At 56.1% G+C, this 20,942-nt stretch carries 21 protein-coding genes; 13 read left to right on the forward strand and 8 right to left on the reverse strand.

The features are described 5' to 3' along the window. Positions 1–4 precede the first annotated feature (4 nt). Together DOP62_RS00500 and DOP62_RS00505 are read left to right on the forward strand one after the other, a co-directional pair. Complete coding sequence (locus DOP62_RS00500) at positions 5–946, forward strand: Crp/Fnr family transcriptional regulator (RefSeq protein WP_370538825.1); 942 nt, start codon at positions 5–7, stop codon at positions 944–946. 157 nt (positions 947–1,103) lie between these two features. Then, positions 1,104–1,256, forward strand: a complete 153-nt coding sequence (locus DOP62_RS00505) for a hypothetical protein (RefSeq protein WP_208673666.1) — start codon at positions 1,104–1,106, stop codon at positions 1,254–1,256. An 18-nt stretch (positions 1,257–1,274) separates the two neighbouring features. Here DOP62_RS00505 and DOP62_RS00510 read toward each other — a convergent pair whose 3' ends face one another. Next, positions 1,275–2,204 carry a LysR family transcriptional regulator gene (locus tag DOP62_RS00510; protein WP_208673668.1) on the reverse strand — a complete coding sequence of 310 codons (930 nt, stop codon included), beginning with the start codon at positions 2,202–2,204 and terminating at the stop codon, positions 1,275–1,277. Beyond that, positions 2,195–3,244, reverse strand: a complete 1,050-nt coding sequence (locus DOP62_RS00515; protein ID WP_208673670.1) for a HEAT repeat domain-containing protein — start codon at positions 3,242–3,244, stop codon at positions 2,195–2,197. The genes DOP62_RS00510 and DOP62_RS00515 overlap by 10 nt, the downstream gene beginning before the upstream one ends. Positions 3,245–3,529: 285 nt before the next feature. Between DOP62_RS00515 and DOP62_RS00520 the strand changes: the two genes are divergently transcribed. The 7 genes from DOP62_RS00520 to DOP62_RS00550 all read left to right on the forward strand — a co-directional run bounded on the left by DOP62_RS00520 (position 3,530) and on the right by DOP62_RS00550 (position 13,441). Further along, entirely contained in the window at positions 3,530–5,068 is a 1,539-nt protein-coding gene (locus DOP62_RS00520) for a ferredoxin--nitrite reductase (RefSeq protein ID WP_208673672.1), read from the forward strand. A gap of 55 nt (positions 5,069–5,123) precedes the next feature. Next, positions 5,124–6,455, forward strand: a complete 1,332-nt coding sequence (locus DOP62_RS00525; protein WP_208673675.1) for a CmpA/NrtA family ABC transporter substrate-binding protein — start codon at positions 5,124–5,126, stop codon at positions 6,453–6,455. Positions 6,456–6,512: 57 nt separating this feature from the next. Then, complete coding sequence (gene ntrB / locus DOP62_RS00530) at positions 6,513–7,352, forward strand: nitrate ABC transporter permease (RefSeq protein WP_208673677.1); 840 nt, start codon at positions 6,513–6,515, stop codon at positions 7,350–7,352. Between the two features lie 14 nt (positions 7,353–7,366). Further along, complete coding sequence (locus tag DOP62_RS00535; protein WP_208673686.1) at positions 7,367–9,352, forward strand: nitrate ABC transporter ATP-binding protein; 1,986 nt, start codon at positions 7,367–7,369, stop codon at positions 9,350–9,352. Between the two features lie 9 nt (positions 9,353–9,361). Beyond that, complete coding sequence (locus DOP62_RS00540; RefSeq protein WP_208673688.1) at positions 9,362–10,186, forward strand: nitrate ABC transporter ATP-binding protein; 825 nt, start codon at positions 9,362–9,364, stop codon at positions 10,184–10,186. A 185-nt stretch (positions 10,187–10,371) separates the two neighbouring features. Further along, a complete protein-coding gene (locus DOP62_RS00545) occupies positions 10,372–12,552 on the forward strand; it encodes a molybdopterin oxidoreductase family protein (protein WP_208673691.1) in 2,181 nt (726 codons plus the stop codon). Between the two features lie 163 nt (positions 12,553–12,715). Then, positions 12,716–13,441: a DUF3120 domain-containing protein gene (locus DOP62_RS00550; protein ID WP_261789826.1), complete on the forward strand. Its 726-nt coding sequence runs from the start codon at positions 12,716–12,718 to the stop codon at positions 13,439–13,441. A 17-nt stretch (positions 13,442–13,458) separates the two neighbouring features. Here DOP62_RS00550 and DOP62_RS00555 read toward each other — a convergent pair whose 3' ends face one another. The 3 genes from DOP62_RS00555 to DOP62_RS00565 all read right to left on the reverse strand — a co-directional run bounded on the left by DOP62_RS00555 (position 13,459) and on the right by DOP62_RS00565 (position 16,001). Continuing rightward, positions 13,459–14,250, reverse strand: a complete 792-nt coding sequence (locus tag DOP62_RS00555; RefSeq protein ID WP_208673693.1) for an SWIM zinc finger family protein — start codon at positions 14,248–14,250, stop codon at positions 13,459–13,461. A 134-nt stretch (positions 14,251–14,384) separates the two neighbouring features. Further along, entirely contained in the window at positions 14,385–14,567 is a 183-nt protein-coding gene (locus tag DOP62_RS00560; protein WP_338430376.1) for a hypothetical protein, read from the reverse strand. Positions 14,568–14,798: 231 nt separating this feature from the next. Then, entirely contained in the window at positions 14,799–16,001 is a 1,203-nt protein-coding gene (locus tag DOP62_RS00565) for a Coenzyme F420 hydrogenase/dehydrogenase, beta subunit C-terminal domain (RefSeq protein ID WP_208673695.1), read from the reverse strand. A gap of 259 nt (positions 16,002–16,260) precedes the next feature. Between DOP62_RS00565 and DOP62_RS00570 the strand changes: the two genes are divergently transcribed. From DOP62_RS00570 to DOP62_RS00580, 3 genes are all read left to right on the forward strand, one after another. Continuing rightward, positions 16,261–17,544 (forward strand): LCP family protein, encoded by a 1,284-nt coding sequence (locus tag DOP62_RS00570; RefSeq protein WP_338441760.1) that lies wholly within the window; start codon positions 16,261–16,263, stop codon positions 17,542–17,544. Between the two features lie 31 nt (positions 17,545–17,575). Further along, positions 17,576–18,079, forward strand: a complete 504-nt coding sequence (locus tag DOP62_RS00575; protein WP_208673697.1) for a pentapeptide repeat-containing protein — start codon at positions 17,576–17,578, stop codon at positions 18,077–18,079. Positions 18,080–18,167: 88 nt separating this feature from the next. Further along, complete coding sequence (locus DOP62_RS00580) at positions 18,168–18,653, forward strand: hypothetical protein (protein ID WP_208673698.1); 486 nt, start codon at positions 18,168–18,170, stop codon at positions 18,651–18,653. A 70-nt stretch (positions 18,654–18,723) separates the two neighbouring features. Here the strand turns inward: DOP62_RS00580 and DOP62_RS00585 are convergent, their stop codons facing one another. From DOP62_RS00585 to recR, 3 genes are all read right to left on the reverse strand, one after another. Further along, positions 18,724–18,963, reverse strand: coding sequence for a hypothetical protein (locus tag DOP62_RS00585; RefSeq protein WP_208673700.1), 240 nt, complete (start codon positions 18,961–18,963; stop codon positions 18,724–18,726). Positions 18,964–19,220: 257 nt separating this feature from the next. Next, positions 19,221–19,445, reverse strand: a complete 225-nt coding sequence (locus tag DOP62_RS00590; RefSeq protein WP_208673704.1) for a hypothetical protein — start codon at positions 19,443–19,445, stop codon at positions 19,221–19,223. 215 nt (positions 19,446–19,660) lie between these two features. Further along, a complete protein-coding gene (gene recR / locus DOP62_RS00595; protein WP_370538826.1) occupies positions 19,661–20,260 on the reverse strand; it encodes a recombination mediator RecR in 600 nt (199 codons plus the stop codon). A gap of 160 nt (positions 20,261–20,420) precedes the next feature. On the opposite strand from recR, the gene DOP62_RS00600 reads away from it, so the two are divergent. Further along, positions 20,421–20,921 (forward strand): hypothetical protein, encoded by a 501-nt coding sequence (locus DOP62_RS00600; protein ID WP_208673706.1) that lies wholly within the window; start codon positions 20,421–20,423, stop codon positions 20,919–20,921. Positions 20,922–20,942 lie beyond the last annotated feature (21 nt).

The following is a 20,942-nucleotide window of genomic DNA, read 5'->3' on the forward strand; positions in this document are numbered from 1 at the left end:
AGGGGTGTCGCCTGTCACTCACCAACCAGTTGTGGGCTTGAGTTTACCGCGATCGCTTCTCCTTCCTGGGATAGAGAGTGAAGTGGGCGATCGCGTGGATGCTACTTTGCCGGTTGAGAGCAGCGAGTGGATTGACACTTTGGCTCAGCCCATCAACGATCGTGCATACCGTGTCTTTGGCTCAGGCCAAGACTGGATTTCCTGTGCTGAGTCGGCTCCAAAGTGTCACTCAGCGATCGCAGCAGTTGGCATGGCAGACTCCTCGACCCTTCAGCAACACCCGCTCTTTGCGGATCTCTCAGCAGAACAACTAACTCGGTTGACCCAAACCAGCCGATCGCGCCACTATCCTGCGGGGCAGGCCGTGCTGTTAGAGCATGACTGGAGCGATGGCTATTACCTCATTACGGCCGGTGTGGCCAAGGTGGCGATCGCTAGTTCAGGCGGTGCTGAAGTGATTGTTGGGTTGCTCGGGGCTGGAGAACTTTTCGGGGAACTGCGGGCTCTGGGGTTTGAGAGTCGGACGGCGGATGTCACCGCCCTCACCCCGCTGCAGGTGATCCATCTCCAATCGATGCCCCTCGCACAAGCCTTACAGGTGGAGCCGCAATTGGGCCTGCGCTTGGCCCAAGGGCTGGCGCGGCGTCTCTTGGAAACTAACCGTCGCTTCGTCTATCGCAGCGAAGACGCGACCGCCCGCATCGTTGAGGCGCTTGACTGCCTAGCTCAAAAAGCCGCGCTGCCGCAGCTGACCTCGGCGTGGCAACCTGTCCCGGCGATTAATGTCAGCATTCTGGGCAGTTTGGCAGGCATGGCTCGGGAAACCGCCTCTCGCGAGTTGAGTGCACTCGAAAAGCGCGGCCTCCTCGATCGCATGTCCGATCCTTGGCAACTCTCGGTGCAAACCTTGATTCGCTATGGCCTACGCGCTGCGGTCAACCCCTAGCGAGTAATGAGCACGCTGGTCCGGCGATCGCCGGCGTCAGACTGGATGCCCTGTGATCAATCTCACAATTGCTGCTGATCCAGCGCACAGTAACTCCGCGATCGCGGCTGCAGTCTAGGAAGCATCAGCACTCAGCAGGATTGATCTGCTCCCGATCATGGCTGCACCCACTCCTATCACTCGGACAGCACTGTGGCTCAATAGCGGTCTTTGCACAATTGGTCTGTTGTTGTTCTCGCAGTTAATGACGCCGACGCCATCACTCCCAACCGCACCCGCCTCACCGATTGCCCAGCGACTTGCTCCCTAACCCGTGGCAGCCTTGAAATTAGAACAACTGACTCACTGCTTTGAGATCGGCTAACTCAGCAGTCATGGCTTCGCGGCAGAGCTGCCGAAAATGGCGAACGGGGGGCAGACTCAGATGATCTTCTGGAATCACGAGCTTGATCCGCCGACTCAGACGGGGCTCTGTCGTGGGGCGAATCACTAACCGTGGATCATGGCGGGCATCGACCAAGGCAGCTTGCGGTAATAGCGCCAGCCAGTAGCCTTCTCGCACAACGCCACGAAAGCTGTCGAGCGAGTTAAGTTCCAGACAGCTATTGAGCTCTAGCCCCAAGTCTCGAAAACGTTGCTCTACCAAGCGCTGCATGCCATAGCCATCTTTGAACACGACTTGGGGAACTTGGCTGAGCTGCTCCCAAGCGATCGCTTTTTGGGCGGCGAGGGGATGATCTGCTGCCAGCAGCACCTGCACCTCTTCTTCTAGCAGCAGATCGACCACCAGTCCTGAACCCGTGGTCATGCTGGGGGAGTCCATGACGATTGCCAGATCAATCAGGCCGTCGCGCAACACCTTGAGGGCGCGATCGCTGCCGAGAGTGCTGACCCGCAGACGGATGGAGGGCCACTGCTGTTGAAACCGATTGAGGACAGCTGGCAAATAGCAGCCGCCAATGGAGTCGGCGATCGCCATGCACAATTCAGTTTGGCGGCCGCTCAACAGCTCATCAATTTCGGCGCAAGCGGTTTGCCACTCCTGACAAATGCGGCGTAGACGCGGCAGCAGCCGCTCACCAGCTGCCGTCAACTTCATCCGTCCTTGCCGCCGGAATAGGGCAATTCCCAGTTCATCCTCAAGCCCCTTGACTTGGCGACTGATTGTCGATTGGTTGCAGCCAACCTTTTGGGCTGCTTCTTGAAAACTGCCGGTTTCGGCAACTCGCAGCGCGGCTTGTAGCTGTTCTAGGCGCATGGCGACTGCTCCCACTCCTGAATCAGCGATCGCACGCCGGTCTGCAGGGCTCGAGAGGTCGGGAGATTGAGGAGCGATCGCAGTTGCGAGAGGGCAGTACGGTCATCCAGCTGCTTGAGACTGTAGAGACCATCCATCGGACAGGGACACTGCGGCAACCAGCGCAGTAACAACAAGGTCGCTGCCTGTTTGTGGGGGTGCTGCCCCAGCGATCGCAGGCAGGCTTGCCAGTCTGGGACAGTCCAGGCAGTCGTTGAGAGGCGGGCCAGCGCCGTCAGAGTTTCAGTCGTGCCAGCATCCGCGAGCGCAGCGAGGGCAGCGGCACGGCCCCGACTCGACTGGGTGGCGATCATCGCCAAACTATTCCAAGCGTCGGAGTTGGCGATCGCAGCAATACTCCAAACGGCTACTCGCACGACCTCTGGATCAGGATCCCAAGCCCCTGCCCTCAAAACAGCCAACCGTTCAGCCTCTGTGAATTGATCCGAGAAGCGCACTGACTCAAGGGCTGCACGACGAACGAGCGGCTCAGGATCTTGGCACAGCTGTTCGAGTCTGGGGCGACTATGGGAGTGGCTAGCTGATCCCAGCGCCGTCGCCGCCAGCGATCGCCATTGCGGATCGGGATCGCTACTAAAATTCTGAAGCAGCTGTTGGATCGCCGGATCAGGGTGACTGGCTAGCGCTGGCAGCAGCCAAGGTCGCTCTTCAGGATCCTCTAAGGCCGCTTGGATAGAGTCGGTGGCGATCGCTCCTTGCGCTAACCAAGCCCTATAGATTTCTGTTTTGACTAAGCCATCACGACACAACCCTTGCAGGGTGCGCAGAACGGCTGGAATGCGATCGTGTTGCCACAAACGACAGAGATAGGCCACCAGCCATTGCGTTTGCCAATCATCAGGATTGCTTTGGCAACGGTCGAGACCGTCTTCTAAGACCCGAATATCAAGGCTTTTGGCGAGTTGCTGCACCTGTCGCCAGCAGTGCTCGAAATCACCGACGGGCCAGCCAGCGCTTTCTGCAAATGTTGCATCAATCATGTGCAATCAACACAGGTCAAAAACCATGCTAACGGCTCTACCTAAGCGAGGTTTGGGTACTGAACTTGTAGCAATTGCTACTAAAAATAGCGATCGCTGCCTCAATACCTACTCTTTGCCTGCGTTATGGGCAAAGAGTAGCAGTTGTTACTTAATGTTCTTCCTGCGCAAACTTCTTGCAAGATTTGCATGTCCCGAAGAAAGTTGTAGTTTCTGTTACCAATCGAGCTAGAGATTCTGCCTAATCTGCCGAACATGCAAGCTGCTTGATAGGCAGATGAATCCATGGCTCAAGCCACTGTTACTACAGAAAAACTCAATAAATTTGAGAAGATAAAGCTCGAAAAAGACGGGTTAGCCGTCCGTGATCAAGTTGAGCATTTTGCTTCAATTGGCTGGGAAGCAATGGACCCCAGCGATCGCGAGCATCGGCTGAAATGGCTGGGTATTTTCTGGCGACCCGTAACGCCAGGTCGATTTATGGCTCGACTGCGAGTTCCCCATGGAATCTTGCAGAGTCGGCAATTGAATGCTTTAGCAAATTTTCTCCAACGCTATGGCGACCAAGCTAGTGTTGATATCACCACGCGGCAAAATTTACAGCTACGCGGTCTGTTATTAGAAGATACGCCGGCCTTCTTAGAGCGACTGCAATCGGTGGGTTTAACCAGCGTGCAGTCTGGTATGGATAACGTTCGAAATATCACTGGGTCACCAGTGGCCGGCTTAGATGCTGATGAGTTATTTGATACGCGATCGCTCATTCAGGATTTGCAAGACAATCTGACTGCTTTGGGTCAAGGCAACCCTGAGTTTACAAACTTGCCTCGCAAGTTTAATATTGCGATCGAAGGCGGACGGGATAATTCGATTCACGCTGAAATTAATGATTTAGCCTTTACGCCGGCTTATCACAATGGAGTGCTGGGCTTCAACGTTTGGGTTGGTGGCTTTTTCTCCTCGACCCGAGTAGCGCCAGCCATCCCACTCAATGCTTGGGTGCCTGCTGACCAAAGCGTAATTCAGCTCAGCCGTGCCATTCTCGAAGTCTTCCGCGATCACGGTTCGCGCGGCAATCGCCAGAAGACGCGCCTGATGTGGCTGATCGATGAGTGGGGAATTGATCACTTCCGCCAAGTCGTCTGCGAAGTCTATGGATCGCCCTTGTCAGAGGCTGCACCCGAGGCCATGGACTGGGAAAAGCGCGATTTCCTCGGCGTCCACCCGCAAAAACAAACGGGCCTGAATTATGTCGGTTTGCATGTGCCGGTGGGACGCTTGAAAACGGAAGACCTCTATGAGTTGGCCCGTCTCGCCGACACCTATGGTCAAGGCGAGGTGCGACTGACAGTTGAGCAAAACGTCATCCTCACCCACATTTCCGATGCTCAACTGCCGGCGCTGCTGGCAGAACCCCTGCTGGCTCGCTTCTCGCCCCAGCCGGCGCCTCTCAGCCGAGGTACGGTCTCTTGCACCGGGTCGCAGTATTGCAACTTCGCACTGATCGAGACCAAGCAGCGGGCGATCGCGATCGCCCAAGCACTCGAGGCTGAGCTAGATCTCCCCCGTCCAGTCCGGATTCACTGGACCGGCTGTCCCAATTCCTGCGGTCAACCCCAAGTGGCCGATATCGGTTTGATGGGTGCCAAGGTTCGCAAGGACGGCCAAGTCGTTGAGGGTGTGGACATCTTCTTGGGGGGGCAAGTCGGCCACGCAGCTCATCTCGGAGAGAAAGCTCTGACGGGCATCGCCTGTGAGGACTTACCGGATGTGTTGCGCCAACTGCTGATCGAGCGATTTGGGGCTCAGGCGCGATCGCGCTAAGTCCTACTCTTCACCGTGCCTGATTCACTACCCTGTCATCTCCACTTCCAAAATCATGAGTCAATTTTCTCGGCGTAAGTTCTTGCTGACCGCAGGTGGCACTGCAGCTGCTGCACTCTGGCTGAATGCCTGTGGTGGCAATAACGCTCCCACTGACACAACCGGATCGACCTCAACGCCAGCCCCCAGTGGCGCGAGTGGCGGTGACGCACCGGAAGTGAAAGGGGTGACCTTGGGCTTTATTGCCCTGACCGACGCCGCACCCGTGATCATTGCCCTCGAAAAAGGGATGTTCGCCAAGTACGGCCTGCCAGAAACCAAGGTGGTGAAGCAAACCTCCTGGGCCGTTACCCGCGACAACTTGGAGTTGGGTAGCGATCGCGGTGGCATTGACGGTGCTCACATCCTCAGCCCGATGCCCTACTTGCTGACTGCGGGAGCGATTACCAAATCGCAACAACCGTTGCCGATGTATATTTTGGCGCGGCTGAATACCCAAGGACAGGCATTCTCACTGTCCAATGAGTTCTTGGCTGAAAAGGTTCAGCTGAAAGATCCCAAGATCAAGGAAATTGCGGATCAGAAAAAGGCATCTGGAAAACTGCTGAAGGCTGCGGTCACCTTCCCTGGCGGTAACCATGACCTCTGGATGCGCTACTGGTTGGCTGCCAATGGTGTGGACCCCACAACAGAAGCAGATATTGTGGTCATTCCGCCGCCACAAATGGTCGCCAACATGCAGACTGGCACGATGGATGCCTTCTGCGTCGGTGAGCCGTGGAATGCGCGCTTAGTGAATAAAAAACTAGGCTATACCGCAGCCGTAACGGGTGAATTCTGGAAGTTCCACCCTGAAAAAGCGCTAACAGTTCGCGCGGATTGGGCTGACAAAAATCCGAAAGCGGCGATGGCATTGCTCAAAGCAGTTCAAGAGGCACAGATTTGGTGCGAAGATCCCGCTAATCTGGACGAGCTTTGCAAAATTACTGCTCAGGATAAGTACTTCAAAACCAGTATCGAAGACATCAAACCCCGTCTCCAAGGCGACATCGACTATGGCGATGGCCGTGTGGTTAAAAACTCTGACCTACGGATGCGTTTCTGGAGTGAAAATGCTTCCTTCCCCTACAAGAGTCATGACCTTTGGTTCTTGACGGAGGACATTCGCTGGGGCTATCTGCCAGCTTCAACCGATACGAAAGCTCTGGTTGACAAAGTCAATCGCAGCGATCTGTGGCGCGAAGCAGCAAAAGCGATTGGTCGCGAACAGGATATTCCTGCTAGTGATTCGCGCGGGGTAGAGACATTCTTCGATGGCGTCACCTTTGACCCCGAAAACCCCAAAGCCTATCTCGACGGCCTCAAATTTAAAGCCATCAAAGCCTAAGTCATCTTGTTCACGCCTGCGATCGCGCGATCGCAGGCATTCTCACCGTTTTCTGTCATGACTACCGCACTCCGCCCTCCCAGTTCACTTCGTCGCTCGGCTTGGGCTAGCAATCCTAAGCTCAAGCCCTTCCTGCCCTACGTCATCTGCCTGCCGATCTTCTTAGCCATCTGGCAAGTGATTTCAGCCATCCTTGGGGAATCCCGTTTGCCTGGCCCCATCAACGTGGTGGCCAACACCTGGATGCCCTACATTGCGGAGCCCTTCTTTGATAACGGTGGTACCAGCAAGGGTCTGGGTCTACAAATTCTGATCTCCCTACAACGGGTTGCGATCGGCTACCTTTTGGCTGCGTTCACCGGCATTTTGATCGGTGGCATTTTGGGTATGAGCAAGTTTCTTGGCAAAGGGCTTGATCCGGTTATTCAAGTTCTGCGAACGGTGCCCCCGCTGGCTTGGTTCCCCATCTCCTTGATGGTGTTCCAAGATGCCAACACTTCAGCAATCTTCGTGATTTTCATTACGGCAATTTGGCCAATTATCATCAATACGGCGGTTGGAATTAACCAAATTCCGGATGACTATAACAACGTTGCTCGCGTTCTCAAACTCAGCAAGAAGGACTACATCCTCAATATTTTGATTCCTTCAACTGTTCCTTATGTCTTTGCTGGCTTACGAATTGCAGTGGGCCTCGCTTGGTTAGCGATCGTGGCTGCTGAAATGCTCAAAGCTGACGGTGGAATTGGCTACTTTATTTGGGATTCCTACAACGCTGGCGGGGATGGGAGTTCGAGTCAAATTATTCTGGCGATTTTCTATGTCGGTCTCGTCGGTCTGAGCCTCGATCGCCTTGTGGCTTGGATTGGTCGTCGTGTCAGTCCTGTCAGCCGCTAGGGAGTCTCATCGTCATGTCTGTTTTCTTAGCGGTTGACCACGTTCATCAGGTTTTTAACCTGCCCGGTGGCGGTCAGTACATTGCCCTCAAAGATGTCAGTCTGAATATCCGCCCCGGCGAATTTATCTCTTTAATTGGCCACTCCGGCTGTGGTAAATCCACTCTTCTCAACTTAATTGCAGGGCTCACGCAACCCAGCAGCGGCGGCATCATCCTTGAAGGTCGGCAAGTGACGGAACCCGGCCCCGATCGCATGGTGGTGTTCCAAAACTATTCGCTGCTGCCCTGGCGAACCGTGCGTCAAAACATTGCTCTAGCGGTGGATAGCGTCCTTCGCGATCGCAACCGCACGGAACGTCGCACGATCGTTGAAGAAACCATCGACTTGGTGGGACTGCGAGCAGCCGCAGACAAGTACCCGCACGAGATTTCGGGCGGCATGAAACAGCGGGTTGCGATCGCTCGGGGCTTGGCGATTCGTCCCAAACTGCTGCTGTTGGATGAACCCTTCGGCGCTCTAGATGCTCTGACTCGCGGCAACCTGCAAGAACAGCTGATGCGGATTTGCCAAGAGTCGGGCGTGACCGCCGTGATGGTCACCCACGATGTCGATGAAGCACTCCTGCTTTCCGATCGCGTGGTGATGCTGACCAATGGACCGGCAGCGCAAATCGGCCAGATTCTTGAAGTTGATTTTCCGCGTCCCCGGCAGCGGCTGGAGATGATGGAAACACCGCACTACTACGAGCTGCGGAACGAGTTGATCAACTTCCTGCAGCAACAACGGCGGGCGAAACGGCGATCCAAAGCAGTGCCGACATCTGTACCTGCCGTGGCCACAGCTTCGCGGCAGCAAACAGTGCGACTCGGCTTTTTGCCAGGCAATGACTGTGCTCCCCTAGCGATCGCGAAAGAATTGGGCTTGTTCCAAGACGTGGGTCTGGAAGTTGAGCTGCAATCCTTCCTGACTTGGGAATCGCTGGAAGATAGCCTTCGCCTTGGGCAATTGAACGGTGCTTTGATGATGGCATCGCAACCGCTGGCGATGACCATGGGTTTGGGCGGTCACCGTCCACTGCCGATTGCCACGCCGCTGACAGTCAGCCGCAATGGTGGCGCGATCGCCTTTAGCCGTCGCTACTTGGAAGCAGGCGTGCGCAGCCTTGAGGATCTGCGGGACTTCCTCGCTGAGCATCCCCAGCGCTTGCGCTTGGCTATTCCTGATGCGATCGCGATGCCCGCCCTGCTCCTGCGCTATTGGTTAGCCAGTATCGGCTTGGATCCCGATCGGGATGTCGAGCTGGTGGTGATGTCGCCCTACGAGATGGTGGAGGCGCTTAAGGCTGAGGAAATCGATGGCTTTGCCGCTGGCGAAATGCGCATCGCCTTGGCAGTGCAAACTGGTTCAGCCTACGTGCTCGCCACGGATTTAGATATTTGGGCAGGGCACCCAGAAAAAGTGCTGGGCTTGCCCGAAGCGTGGCTACAAGCTAATCCTGAAGCAGCGATCGCCCTTTGCGCTGCGCTGCTCAAGGCCGGGGAAATCTGTGATGATCCGCGTCAGCGCGATCGCATCGTCGAAGTGCTGCAACGCCCGCAATATCTCGGCTCTGCAGCTGGAGCTGTGCTGAAGCGCTATTTCGACTTTGGTCTGGGTGGTGAACCCACACAAATCCTGCGCTTCAACCAATTCCATGTCGATCAGGCCAACTACCCCAATCCGCTGGAAGGCACTTGGTTGCTCACGCAGCTCTGCCGCTGGGGACTGACGCCACTGCCCAAGAACCGGCAAGAACTGCTCGATCGCGTCTATCGCCGCGACATCTATGAGGCTGCGATCGCCTCAGTCGGTTTCCCACTGATCGCACCCAGCCAGCGGACCTTCGAGCTGTTTGATGCGGTGCCCTTCAACCCCGATCGTCCCCTGCAGTACCTCGAACAATTCGAGATCAAAGCGCCGATTCAAGTCGCTCCCATTCCGCTTGCCACTTCTGCCTAGGTCTTGACCATGACTGCCATCCTTCCCCCCACGGCCTCGAAAGTGAAAACGGGTTTTCTGCATTTCGATTGCGTTGGCAAAACTTTCCCCACGCCCCGCGGTCCCTACGTTGCAATCGAGGACATCAATCTCTCCGTGGAACAGGGAGAGTTTATCTGTGTGATCGGCCACTCGGGCTGCGGCAAATCAACGCTGCTCAATCTGGTGTCTGGCTTCTCGCATCCCACCAGCGGCGGGGTCTATTTGGATGGAAAGCCAATTCAGGAACCCGGCCCCGATCGCATGGTGGTGTTTCAAAACTATTCGCTCTTGCCCTGGAAGAGTGCTCGCGAAAATGTGGCGCTGGCGGTTAAAGCAGCGCGGCCCCACCTCAGCCCCAACGAGCAACGCCAAGTTGTTGATCATCACCTTGAGCTCGTGGGGTTGATGGAGGCACAGCATAAGCGACCCGATCAGCTTTCGGGTGGTATGAAACAGCGAGTGGCGATCGCCCGGGCGCTCTCGATTCGGCCTGAAGTGCTGATTCTGGACGAACCCTTTGGTGCCCTTGACCAAATCACCAAGGAAGAACTGCAAGAAGAGTTGCTCAATATCTGGGAGGAGACGCGCCCAACGGTGCTGATGATCACCCACGACATCGACGAAGCACTGTTCTTAGCTGATCGCGTCGTGATGATGACCAACGGTCCTGCTGCCACGATTGGTGAAGTGCTGGAGATTCCCTTCGATCGCCCCCGCGATCGTGAAGCGGTGGTGGAAGACTCGCGCTACGCCCAATTGCGTACCGAAGCCCTCGATTTCCTCTATCGACGCTTTGCTCACGACGACGATTAATCCCTCCTCTTGCTGCTCGTCAGCGCAGGGAAATCCCTGAGGGGGTTATCCATCCCAGCATCCCTTCTCTTACACAGGAGAAGGGACCTCAATCTCGCTTTCAAGCGCTCTTCAGCCGTTGAAGGAGAGGAGTGGAAGGCGAGGGCAATTTTAGTACCCAATTTCTGCCGGCCATCACGCGACTCATGACCGACCCTGCGAAAACCTTGTGCCCTTATTGCGGTGTCGGTTGTGGTCTCGAAGCCGTTCCTCCCGCCCAACCCGGTCGAGCAACCGTGCGCGATCGCGAGGGCACACCAGTCTGGCAAATTCGGGGCGATCGCCAGCATCCCTCTAGTCAGGGCATGGTCTGCGTCAAAGGCGCAACAGTCGCGGAATCCGTCAGCAAGGATCGGCTGAAATATCCAATGTTTCGAGCCAGTCTCGACGATCCGTTTACGGAAATTGGCTGGGACGAAGCCCTCGATCGCCTCTGCGATCGCATCCAGCAGGTACAAGCCGACTACGGCAAAGACGGCATCTGCTTCTACGGCTCTGGCCAGTTTCAAACCGAGGACTACTACATCGCCCAAAAGCTGGTAAAAGGCTGTTTGGGCACCAACAATTTCGACACCAACTCTCGCCTCTGCATGTCCTCGGCAGTGTCGGCCTATAGCCTCAGCCTTGGCAGTGATGGCCCACCAGCTTGCTACGAGGACTTGGATCTAGCAGACTGCTTGCTGATTGTCGGCAGCAACACGGCAGAATGCCACCCGATTCTGTTTAACCGCTATCGCAAGCGCCATAAACAGGGCGGCACCAACCTGATCGTTGTTGATCCGCGTCGTACGCCCACCGCTGAAGTCGCCGATCTCCACCTTGCTCTCAAGCCTGGCAGCGACGTTGCTTTACTCAACGGTTTGGGCTGGCTGCTGCATCAGATGGGCTACGTCAAAAAAGACTTCATTGCTAACCAGACCGAGGGTTTTGAGGACTGGCTGGCCATCATTCAGGATTACCCGCCTCAGCGTACGGCAGAACTCACAGGACTAGAAATTGCCGATCTCGTCCGAGCCGCCGACCTGATTGCTTCGGCGCAGCGCTGGCTCTCGCTTTGGTCGATGGGTGTCAATCAATCGATTCAGGGCACAGCCAAAGCAACGAGCCTGATCAACTTGCATCTGCTGACGCGGCAGATTGGTCTACCGGGCTGTGGCCCTTTTTCCTTGACGGGGCAGCCCAATGCCATGGGCGGCCGCGAAACTGGCGGACTGGCGCACCTGTTGCCGGGCTATCGCAAGGTGATTGATCCTAAACATCGTGCCGATGTGGAAGCGATTTGGGGACTGCCTGCTGGCAGCATTGCCGCTCAACCTGGCCGCACCGCTTGGCAAATGATCGAAGGACTGGAGCAAGGTGCCGTTGGTTTACTCTGGGTGGCTGCTACGAATCCAGCGGTGAGTCTGCCGGATGTGAAACGGGCTCAAGCTGCCATGAAGCGATCGCCCTTCACTGTTCTCCAAGACGCTTACCATCCCACCGAAACCACCACCTACGCGCATCTCCTTTTACCTGCTGCCCAGTGGAGCGAGAAAACGGGCACGATGACCAATTCTGAACGGCGCGTCACGCTTTGCCAAGCCTTTCGGCAGCCACCGGGGGCAGCACGAGCTGACTGGCAGATTTTCGCAGAAGTCGGACGGCGCTTGGGTTTCCATTTCGACTACGCTGATTCTGCTGCCGTGTTTGCAGAATATGTGCAGGTGACGGCTGGCCGAGTCTGTGATCTCAGTGGTCTGAGTCATGAACTGTTAGCCAAGGCTGGCCCACAACAGTGGCCCTTCCCAGCAGGCGCAGAACCGACAACCGAGAGTAAGCGGCTCTACACCAACCATCGCTTTGCCTATGCCGATGGTCGAGCCCGCTTCCAGCCATTCCATCACCTTGGGGTGGCAGAACCGCCTGACGTCCGCTACCCACTTGTGCTGACGGTGGGACGACTCTACGGCCATTGGCATACCCAAACCCGCACGGGTCGGATCGACAAGATCCAGAAGTTGCACCCTGGCGCATTTGTTGAAATTCATCCCCGCGATGCCGATCGCTACAAGATCAGCGAGGGACAACCGGTGTTGATTCGATCGCGGCGTGGCGAAGGCTGTTTCCCCGCCAAAGTAACGACAGCGATTTCGCCGGGAGTCCTGTTCGTGCCGATGCACTGGGGGGCGCTCTGGGGCGATCGTACCGAGGCCAATGCCCTCACTCATCCTGCGGCTTGTCCCATTTCTGGCGAACCGGAACTGAAAGCCTGCGCCGTGCAAATTGAAGCGCTGCCCGCCGCGATCGCTGACCACAAAACCGCGATCGCAGAACTGGTTCCTTCCTAAGACGGGGAATGCAGTAGGAATCGTGACGACTTTGCTGATCACGAGGGTGCCGTAGACCTGCGATCGCTCAGAACAACCGCCACTCCAACCGTTGCGCTTTTCAAGGAAATAATCTCTGCTAATGTGAATAAAAATAAAGTTCCTTAAAAGGCGTCTGCTTCCCTTGGTTGTTACGTCCCGTCCAACCGCCGATACCCTTGTCCGGCTGCTGTCACGGGACATGGCTCTTAGTACGCCACGCCCCTGGGTCAAATTGTGGGCAGCCGCCTTTCTGGTCTCCGTACCAGTTTTTGTCCAAGCCCCTTTGGTGCGGCTCTGTCCAGAGGCGAGTCTGCTAATCAGCCTGATTTGGTTTGCGATCGCTGGTTTGTTGCAGCGTCAACCGCGCTGGCAGAGTTGGGGCGATCTTCTCCAAGGCTTTGCGTGGAGCTGGTTGGCTGGCTCAATCTATTGGGGTTGGTTGCGTTGGGAACCCTACCTCCATCTGCCAGTCGAAGCGATCGCCCTTCCTTTGGTCATTGTGGGGCTGCGACGCCAGCAAGGTCTGGTTGGCCATGGTTTTTACTTGGGCTCCTTGATCGGCACTGCGGTCACCGACGGTTACTTCTACTGGATTGGTGCCGTTCCCTTCTGGCGAGAAATTGCCCGCAGTAGTCCCACTGAAGCGTTGCCACTCGCGCAGCAGGCGATCGCCTGTCTCCAATCACCGACTGCTTTGGTGGGGGCGATCGTGCTCATTCCCTTGCTCTGTGGGGCAGGTGTCTGGGCATTGCGTCAGCCCCGTCCTGCCCACTGGGCGTTTGCGGGTGCCGTGCTCGGAACGCTACTAGTTGATGCCTTGTTTGGCTTGGTTGCTGTAAGCGATCGCTTGAGTTTAACTCAGTTGTGAAGCGAAGCGCGACGAGTCTAGCGATCGCTAGCTGTGGCCATTGATTCGAGAAAGACGGCCTGGGCGACATCGCCATACAACTGCCGTAATTGTCCGAGCCATTGATTGGCACTCGTCTGCAAGCGGGGGTCGCTAGCGAGGGGTAAAGATCCCAGTTGGTCGATCACGGTTTCTCCAAGGTTTGGTGTAATTACCACCAAGTCAGGATCGAGAGGGGCTGAATAATCCCAAAACTGTTGCAGCTTGGGAGCCGCAACGGCGGCTGTTGTTGCTGCGGCTGTAAGGCTTATCTGACGTCGCGATCGCAGCTCCGCCAGTAACTGATCTCGATGACGGCCACGGAGTTGGAAAAGCACGAAGGGGTCTTCGCTAAAGCGATCGCCGAGGCGATAGTAGATGGCGCTGACATGTTTGCAGGGATTTGCCTTGTCTGGACAGCTGCAGCGCGAGTGAACATCGCTGAGACTGAACGGAAACAGGCGTAGGCCGTTGCGGGCAAAGACGGTCTCAATGTCTGCCGGCATTTCACCGGCCAGCAACAGCGCTGACCAGCGGGCTTCAGCCGCTAAGGCATCAATGACGTAATTCCAGTCCTCATCCTGAATGGGATCGAGCCAGAGGGAAACGCGATAGGGCTTGGGCTCAGTGCCTTGCACCTCAGCTTCTACTTTCTGGCCCTGAAAACGGATGCTGAGCACATGTCCTTCGCGGGCATAGCGCCAGCCGCGCTCTAAGCGCTTTTTAAAGCGATAGGCGTTGATCAGATCTAGCCATTGCTGAACCCACCAAGGTTCTGAGACGTTGCTCATCTCAATTGGCTCCGGCATTGTGCTTTCCTAGCGTGCCACGCTTTCAGACCACAACAATTACACCGACTTCGGCAGACAGGCTCTGGATCTAGCGTTGATCTTGCAATTGAAGAAGGAAGCGATCGCTCGCTGGATTAATTGCCCCGTAGTTGCAAGGCGGGTGGGGGTGGCGCAGCCATCCGCGTTGTGGAGTAAAAACTAATGACCCAGAAGGGAATGACTAAGGTTGCCAACGCGATCGCAATTCCAAACCGTTCAGACCATCGTTGCGTTTGGGGCGCGGGTGCGTTGGCGCGGCTACTACTGCCAGGTTCCATAAAAAAGCGGCGACAAAAGCGCGAAAAAGCGCTGCATAAAGGAATACAGGCATCCTATCAGGTACAGCAAGGGGGAAAGCCGAACCACGGGTTTGCTTAAGGGATGCACTGCCACATAGGAATCTATCGCCACGCCTAGTGATCAGTCCTGCACTCAGGGCCGCTGCCTTCAGTCACAGACAAAAGACATTCTTGGGCAGAATGTTCTCGCTCATTGCCAAGCCCGAATGACTATCCCTCAATCGGCGGCAATTGATACTGACTGACAATCCGCTTGGCAAACTCAGGAATGTGAGCGTCAGCTTTCTCGGGATAGTTGCGCCGCACATAAAGGGCATTGCGGGTGAAGTGGCTATCGATCGAAAAGCGGGCGTATTCCAGTCCTTTGGGACCAATCCGCTCAATCACTAGGCCCATCAGCTTAGCGGCCCACATCGGTAGCTGGACGCCTTGCTCATAGGCGGGAATGCTGTTCTGCACCGCCGCCCGGCGATCGCCACTGCTCTGGACCGGCTGCAGGCGCAGATCGTCTTGGATCAGCTCAAACATTTCTTGGCCGATCGCATTGCGAACCACAACCCACTGCCAACCAAAGGGTGCGCCCATGTAGCCCACGACCAGATCCGCAAGGCCGTTGGTGTAGTCAAAGCAGCTTAGACAGGAAGGCGCAAATACGTCCTTCAGCTCCTTGGTCTTGAGGCCAAAGAAAGGCACGGTCTCAGTGCTGCCGTCTTCATGCCTGAAGTGGATGCGAAAGTCCTGCATGAACTCGTAGTGCACAACCGTCTCAGGCGATCGACTGGTGGTTTCCAGAAACTTTTGCAGACCAGCACGGCTGACGTTATCGACGCAAGGCGTGCCCAGCACGTAGAGCTTTTCGAGTCCCAGCTTGTCTTGAACCGCGCGCAGGGCTTGGATTTGGCAACCGACACCGATCACCAGCAGCCGCTTCAGCCCCGATTGCTCAATCAGATCAAGGACGTTCAGGTTGGGTGACAAGGTGGGTTTGTTGACCCGCGCCGCCAAAATCTCATCGGTCGTCCGCGCAATGACGGGCACCGGCTGGAAGCGATCGCTGGGACTGTTTTGGACACAGACCACGCCTTCCACCCAGCCCTGCTCCAGCATCCGGCAGGCCAGCGCACTGACAATCCCAGTCCACTGGGCGCCCTCGATTGGCTCTCGCTTTTGGGCGGCGGTCATCGATTGGTGCACCCCAAAGTACAGCTCCTCAGGGTTTTCTAAATCCCGCGATCGCCCATGAACCTGTTGTTCAAGCGGTTCAAACTGCTGGTTTAAAAAAGCACAGGCCTCTTTGACGTAATGCACATAAGAGGTGTCGCAGAGACCACACTCGCTGCAAAGATCCTTGGCAGGCCGACGGCTCCCAGGTTTGAGGGCGCGGGCGCGACGGTGGGGAAGTGCTGCAGTCATGCCAAACCATGAGGACAAAGCCAATGTTTCCACCTTACCGGAGCTCGAAAAGTCCCGAAATCGCTGCTCGCCAATGATGCGGATAGACCACAGTTATCTCACCTAGGTAAACGACTAAAATTAGGTATAAATACTGTGTGCGATCGCAGCCGCTACGAGAACTGCACGCCAGCCAACCTTGCTGAGCGCTGAGAGTCGCCTATAATCCGTCAATTCTGACTGAGGTAAATCTGTGGGGGCTTCACCCATTTCTCGAACTGTGGCTCAACCAAAGGTGAAGCGTGTTCCGTCGCCCGCGCCAAAATCGCGCCGGCTCTGGCCCCAGGTTGGGTTGATGGCGGCGATCGCCAGCTTGAGTGCGATCGCTACCGCTGGGTTGGTCTATGCCCTGCCGCTCAGTCGATCAGCCAAGCCGGTTGCCCCCACCTCGCCGTTGATGGCATTGCTGCCCTACAGCTTCAACCGACCTGTCAATGTCCTCGTCATGGGGTTGGATCAGGCAGAAACCAATGAGGCTGCTGAAAAATTTGGCACCCGCAGCGATACCCTCCTCGTGCTGCGTTTTGACCCCCTAGAAGGAACTACAAGTCTGCTATCGATTCCCCGTGATACCCAGGTGGCAATTCCGGGCTATGGCACCACCAAAGTGAATGCGGCTAATGTCTTTGGGGGACCAGCGCTCGCAGCTGATGTGGTCAGTCGCACCCTCAATGACATCCCCATCGATCGCTATCTGCGGATCGACACCACGGCTTTTAAGGAGTTGGTTGACCTCGTCGGCGGGATTGAGGTGTATGTGCCCAAGCCGATGCGCTACACCGACAACACGCAAAAGCTCTACATCGACTTACCTGCTGGTCGCCAAACCCTCAATGGCGATCAGGCCGAACAATTTGCCCGCTTCCGCTACGACGAACTCGGCGACATCGGGCGGGTTCAGCGCCAGCAGATGCTACTGCGCGCCCTACGCCAAAAACTGGCTAATCCGCTGATTCTGACCAAGGCCCCGGATCTGGTGAAGGTCCTCCAGAAATACGTGGATACGAACCTCAGCTTTGAGGAGATCATGGCGCTGGTCAGTATTGGACTGCAGCAGGATCTCTCGCAGATGCGGATGGTGATGCTGCCGGGTCGGCCGATCATGCAAGACGAGATCAGCTATTGGCGCTTGGATGAAGGAGCGCGCGATCGCCTCGTCAGTGATTTCTTTGGGCAACAGAGCTTCCAGCCGATCGATCGCCTCGCCTTTGAAGATCTGCGTGTGGCTATTCAGGACTCCTCAGGACAGCCGCAAGCTGCCCAAGCTTTGGCGGAGGCTTTGGCGAAGCTTGGCATTCGTCGCGTTTACGTGATCGAAGACTGGCCGGAATCCTTAGAGAAAACGCAAATTATTGCCCAGCGGGGCGATTTAAACCAAGCAGAAGCTCTGAAACAGCAGCTCAATCTGGGAGAAGTCCTGGCTAGTTCCGATGGGGATATTGGCTCTGACCTAACGATCCGTATCGGCCGCGACTGGCAGCCGACCACCAGCCTCAAGCCTTAAGCTAAGGGGGTTCCCCTCCCAGGACTCTGCTATGGTTTTGCCCCGTCGATTCGGGTGGCGATGGCTGTCGATGCTGCTGGCGCTCGTCTTGCTATTGGTCTTCGCTCGACCGGCGATCGCAGAGCCCGAAACCAACAACTACAGCAACCTGATTCGCAACGGCATTGACCTCTCCCACGAAGACTTGTCGGGGATGTTGTTCGTCTCGGCTGAGATGCGCAAAGCCAATCTGGAAGAGGCTAATTTACGCAATGCCATTCTGACGCTGGGTGTCTTTTTGGATGCCAACTTTCATGGGGCAGACCTCAGTGGCGCGTTGCTCGATCGCGTCTTTTGGGTTGGTGCTGATCTCTCCGATGCGCTGCTAGTTGAGGCAACGGCAACCCGCACCAGCTTCCAAGATGTCAACATCACTGGCGCAGATTTCACGGATGCGATCCTCGATCGCTACGAACAAAAGCAACTCTGTCTCCGCGCTGAGGGCGTCAACTCCAAAACGGGCGTTGCCACCCGCGATAGTCTGGGTTGTGCTTAATTCGGGAAACCTAGTGGGAAGCGATCGCGTCTTCCCGTAGCAAAGCTGATCGCTGTCCTCTCTCGGAATTGTGCTGGGCGGTTTTCTCATGGTGGCGTCGCGTTGGCTTCCCTTGCCGATCCTCCTCACTCTGCTGCTGGGAATGCCCGCCTGGGGGCAGGCAAGCAGTGCCCGCAGTCTGCTGGCGGAACTGCGCCGCGTCGGTGTTCGCGTCACCCAAGCCTGTGAGCCGGGGTTGTTGGGGAGCTTTAGCGATCGCCGTCGCGAAATTCGTATTTGCCCTGAAGCCCATGACAGTGATGAAGAGGTCTTTCGCACACTTGTGCACGAAAGCTGGCATGTAGTTCAGAGTTGCCTGGCAAATCGTGGTCGGGTTGGAACCAGACGCGCACGTCCGATCGCTCGTCTGCGTCCGGATCTGCTGCCCAAGATGCTCCGGGAAACGCGGCGATCGGATTTGCGGATTGTCCGCAGCCAATATGCTCCTGAGGATCAACTGCTGGAGCTAGAAGCGCGTTGGCTGGAGAGCTATCCAGAAGTGGTGGAAAATGGCTTACAAACGATCTGCCGCTGACGCTAATGAGCGGTGAGACAGAGAGGCACTGATGTGGAACAAATCTTCGACGGACCTCTTTGCTGCTGGGTTACCAGCGCCAAACCCGAAAAGAAGCACCGTACCGTGCCAAATCTCCAAAAGTAAGCTCAATCTTGACCCCGCCCAGTAACTCTTCCAAGGTCGAATAGCGAGGCTGTTGATCGGCAGGTGGAGAATCCGCTTGAATTTCCAGCTTGGGCTGCTCGATCGGGAATTGGAGCTGATCGGCTGCGCTGGCGGGTTCAACCGAACCGGTCGCAGCCTGTGCCAGTAGAATCATGGACCACATCAGCCTGCCCTCACGCTGCTTTTAGCTTAGGCGGTGGCTTAGCGATCGGCCACCGCAAACCCTGTTGCTAGCAGTACAGGCAAAGGCCAGCAAACTTGAGATTTCTCCCAGATGAAGCGTGAGGGCAAAAGCAACGCTGATGAGCTGTCAGGCTCTGACTCATGGTTCTTGAAACGCATCGTGCAGGCAGGGCGCTGAAAGCACTGTTTCAAGATCAGGTTTTGAGAAGCGTGCAGCAGGGCTTCTGAAGACAGGTCTTAGAGAGCGATGGGAGAGGTCATCCGAGAGACAGCATTGGCTAGATCATCGTCAAAGAGGTAGTCATTTGCAGTTTCGACCAGCCAGCGCCGAGTCTCAACGTCGTAGCAGATATAGGCTTGGCGATCGCGACAGTAGGCGGCGTACATGCGAGGGCCAGCTGTGCGAAGACCCGCTTGGGGGAAGAACTGCTGAACTTGGAGAAGAAAATGATGAGCGGTCACAACGCACCCCTAGAAACTGCAGTGATAACGTCTAACGGTCTCAAAAGTCATTGCTCTTTGCAGACTGTTCACAATCCTCTTTCGACAGGGCCGAGGAGGCATCCAGCTAACGAGTAATTTTGCTAAAGCAGACTTGCCTTGGGCATATTTTAACTTTTGTAACCTTGATGACAGTTTAACGTACAGTCCTGACCGTTTTCTGAAGTGGTGCCTATTTAAGTCAGATCGCGGCGCCCTTCCAGTGCACGGGCTAGAGTGACCTCGTCGGCATATTCCAAATCGCCTCCCATTGGCAAGCCAAAGGCAATGCGTGTGACGCGAGTAAACGGCTTTAGGAGTTGCCCGACGTACAGCGTTGTGGTTTCGCCCTCCACACTGGGGCTGATAGCAATAATCACCTCTTGTGTTTTTTCTTGAGCGACTCGACGTACGAGGGCTTGAACGGTCAGCTGTTCGGGCCCGATACCATCCATCGGCGAGATCAGACCACCGAGAACGTGATAGAGCCCCTTATATTCCCGTGTCTTTTCAAGAGCGATCACATCGCGGGGATCGGCGACCACGCAGATGGTTTGCGTGTCGCGTTTGGGATCCCGACAGATGTTGCACAGATCTTCTGAGGAGAGATGGAAACAGCGCTGACAATGGCCCACTTGTTGCTTCGCTGCCAGTAGGGCTTCGGCAAATGCGGCAATTTCTGTTTCTGGCCGTTGGATCAAGTGCAGGGCTAAACGTTGAGCTGATTTGGGGCCAATCCCGGGCAGTTTTTGGAGATGCTCAATCAGACGGGCCAGCGGGCGGGTGTAAACAGACACGATCGCGTTGATGCAGTCCTCTGATCTTACGGGGTGCTTGCGATCGCCTTCGCGAAGGTCAGCTGCGCTCAGTCAATGCTGAAGTCTTGCGACAAAGCTAATTGACTGACCCGCGAGAACCGTCAGAATCAAGGCAGTCTTGTCATCAAAGGAAGCTGTGATGCGCAGCCTTGGCCTTTCTCTGCTGATCAGCGCGATCGCAGCGACCCCTGCTGTGGCGCAATCCGACTTTCGCTCGGTGAAGCCCAGCCGCGCCACCTATCTTGAAGCGCGAGACTGTCAGATTCTCCTGCAGGTGGATCAAGATCCGCCCAGTGCGATTCCTTGCGAGCGGGTTTTGGTGACGGAAGGCCAGACCAGCTTCAACTTCCATTTCGTGGTGCCAGAGAAAGGAGAGGAAGTCCTCTTCAGCTTCATTGCCCCCTATGAATCCGCTGACCCAGTTAGTAACACGAACTGGTCGGGGCGCTACGGAATTCCAGCTTTCCGCATTTTTAAGCCCCAAGATCCCCTGCCAGTTCTGCAAGGAGAGGGTCGATGCAACCTTGAAGCTCGGCGCATGAGCTGCCAATTTCAGTCAGTGGGCGCGGATCAAGAGCCCGTTTTGGTGAAAGCAGCAGCGATTTTGCAAAAAGATTTGCCCACTGTTTCCGGCCGCTAATTCCTGCCCTCGACAGGTGTT

The sequence above is a fragment of the Synechococcus elongatus PCC 11801 genome, assembly GCF_003846445.2.
In the GTDB taxonomy this organism is placed as follows: domain Bacteria; phylum Cyanobacteriota; class Cyanobacteriia; order Synechococcales; family Synechococcaceae; genus Synechococcus; species Synechococcus elongatus_A.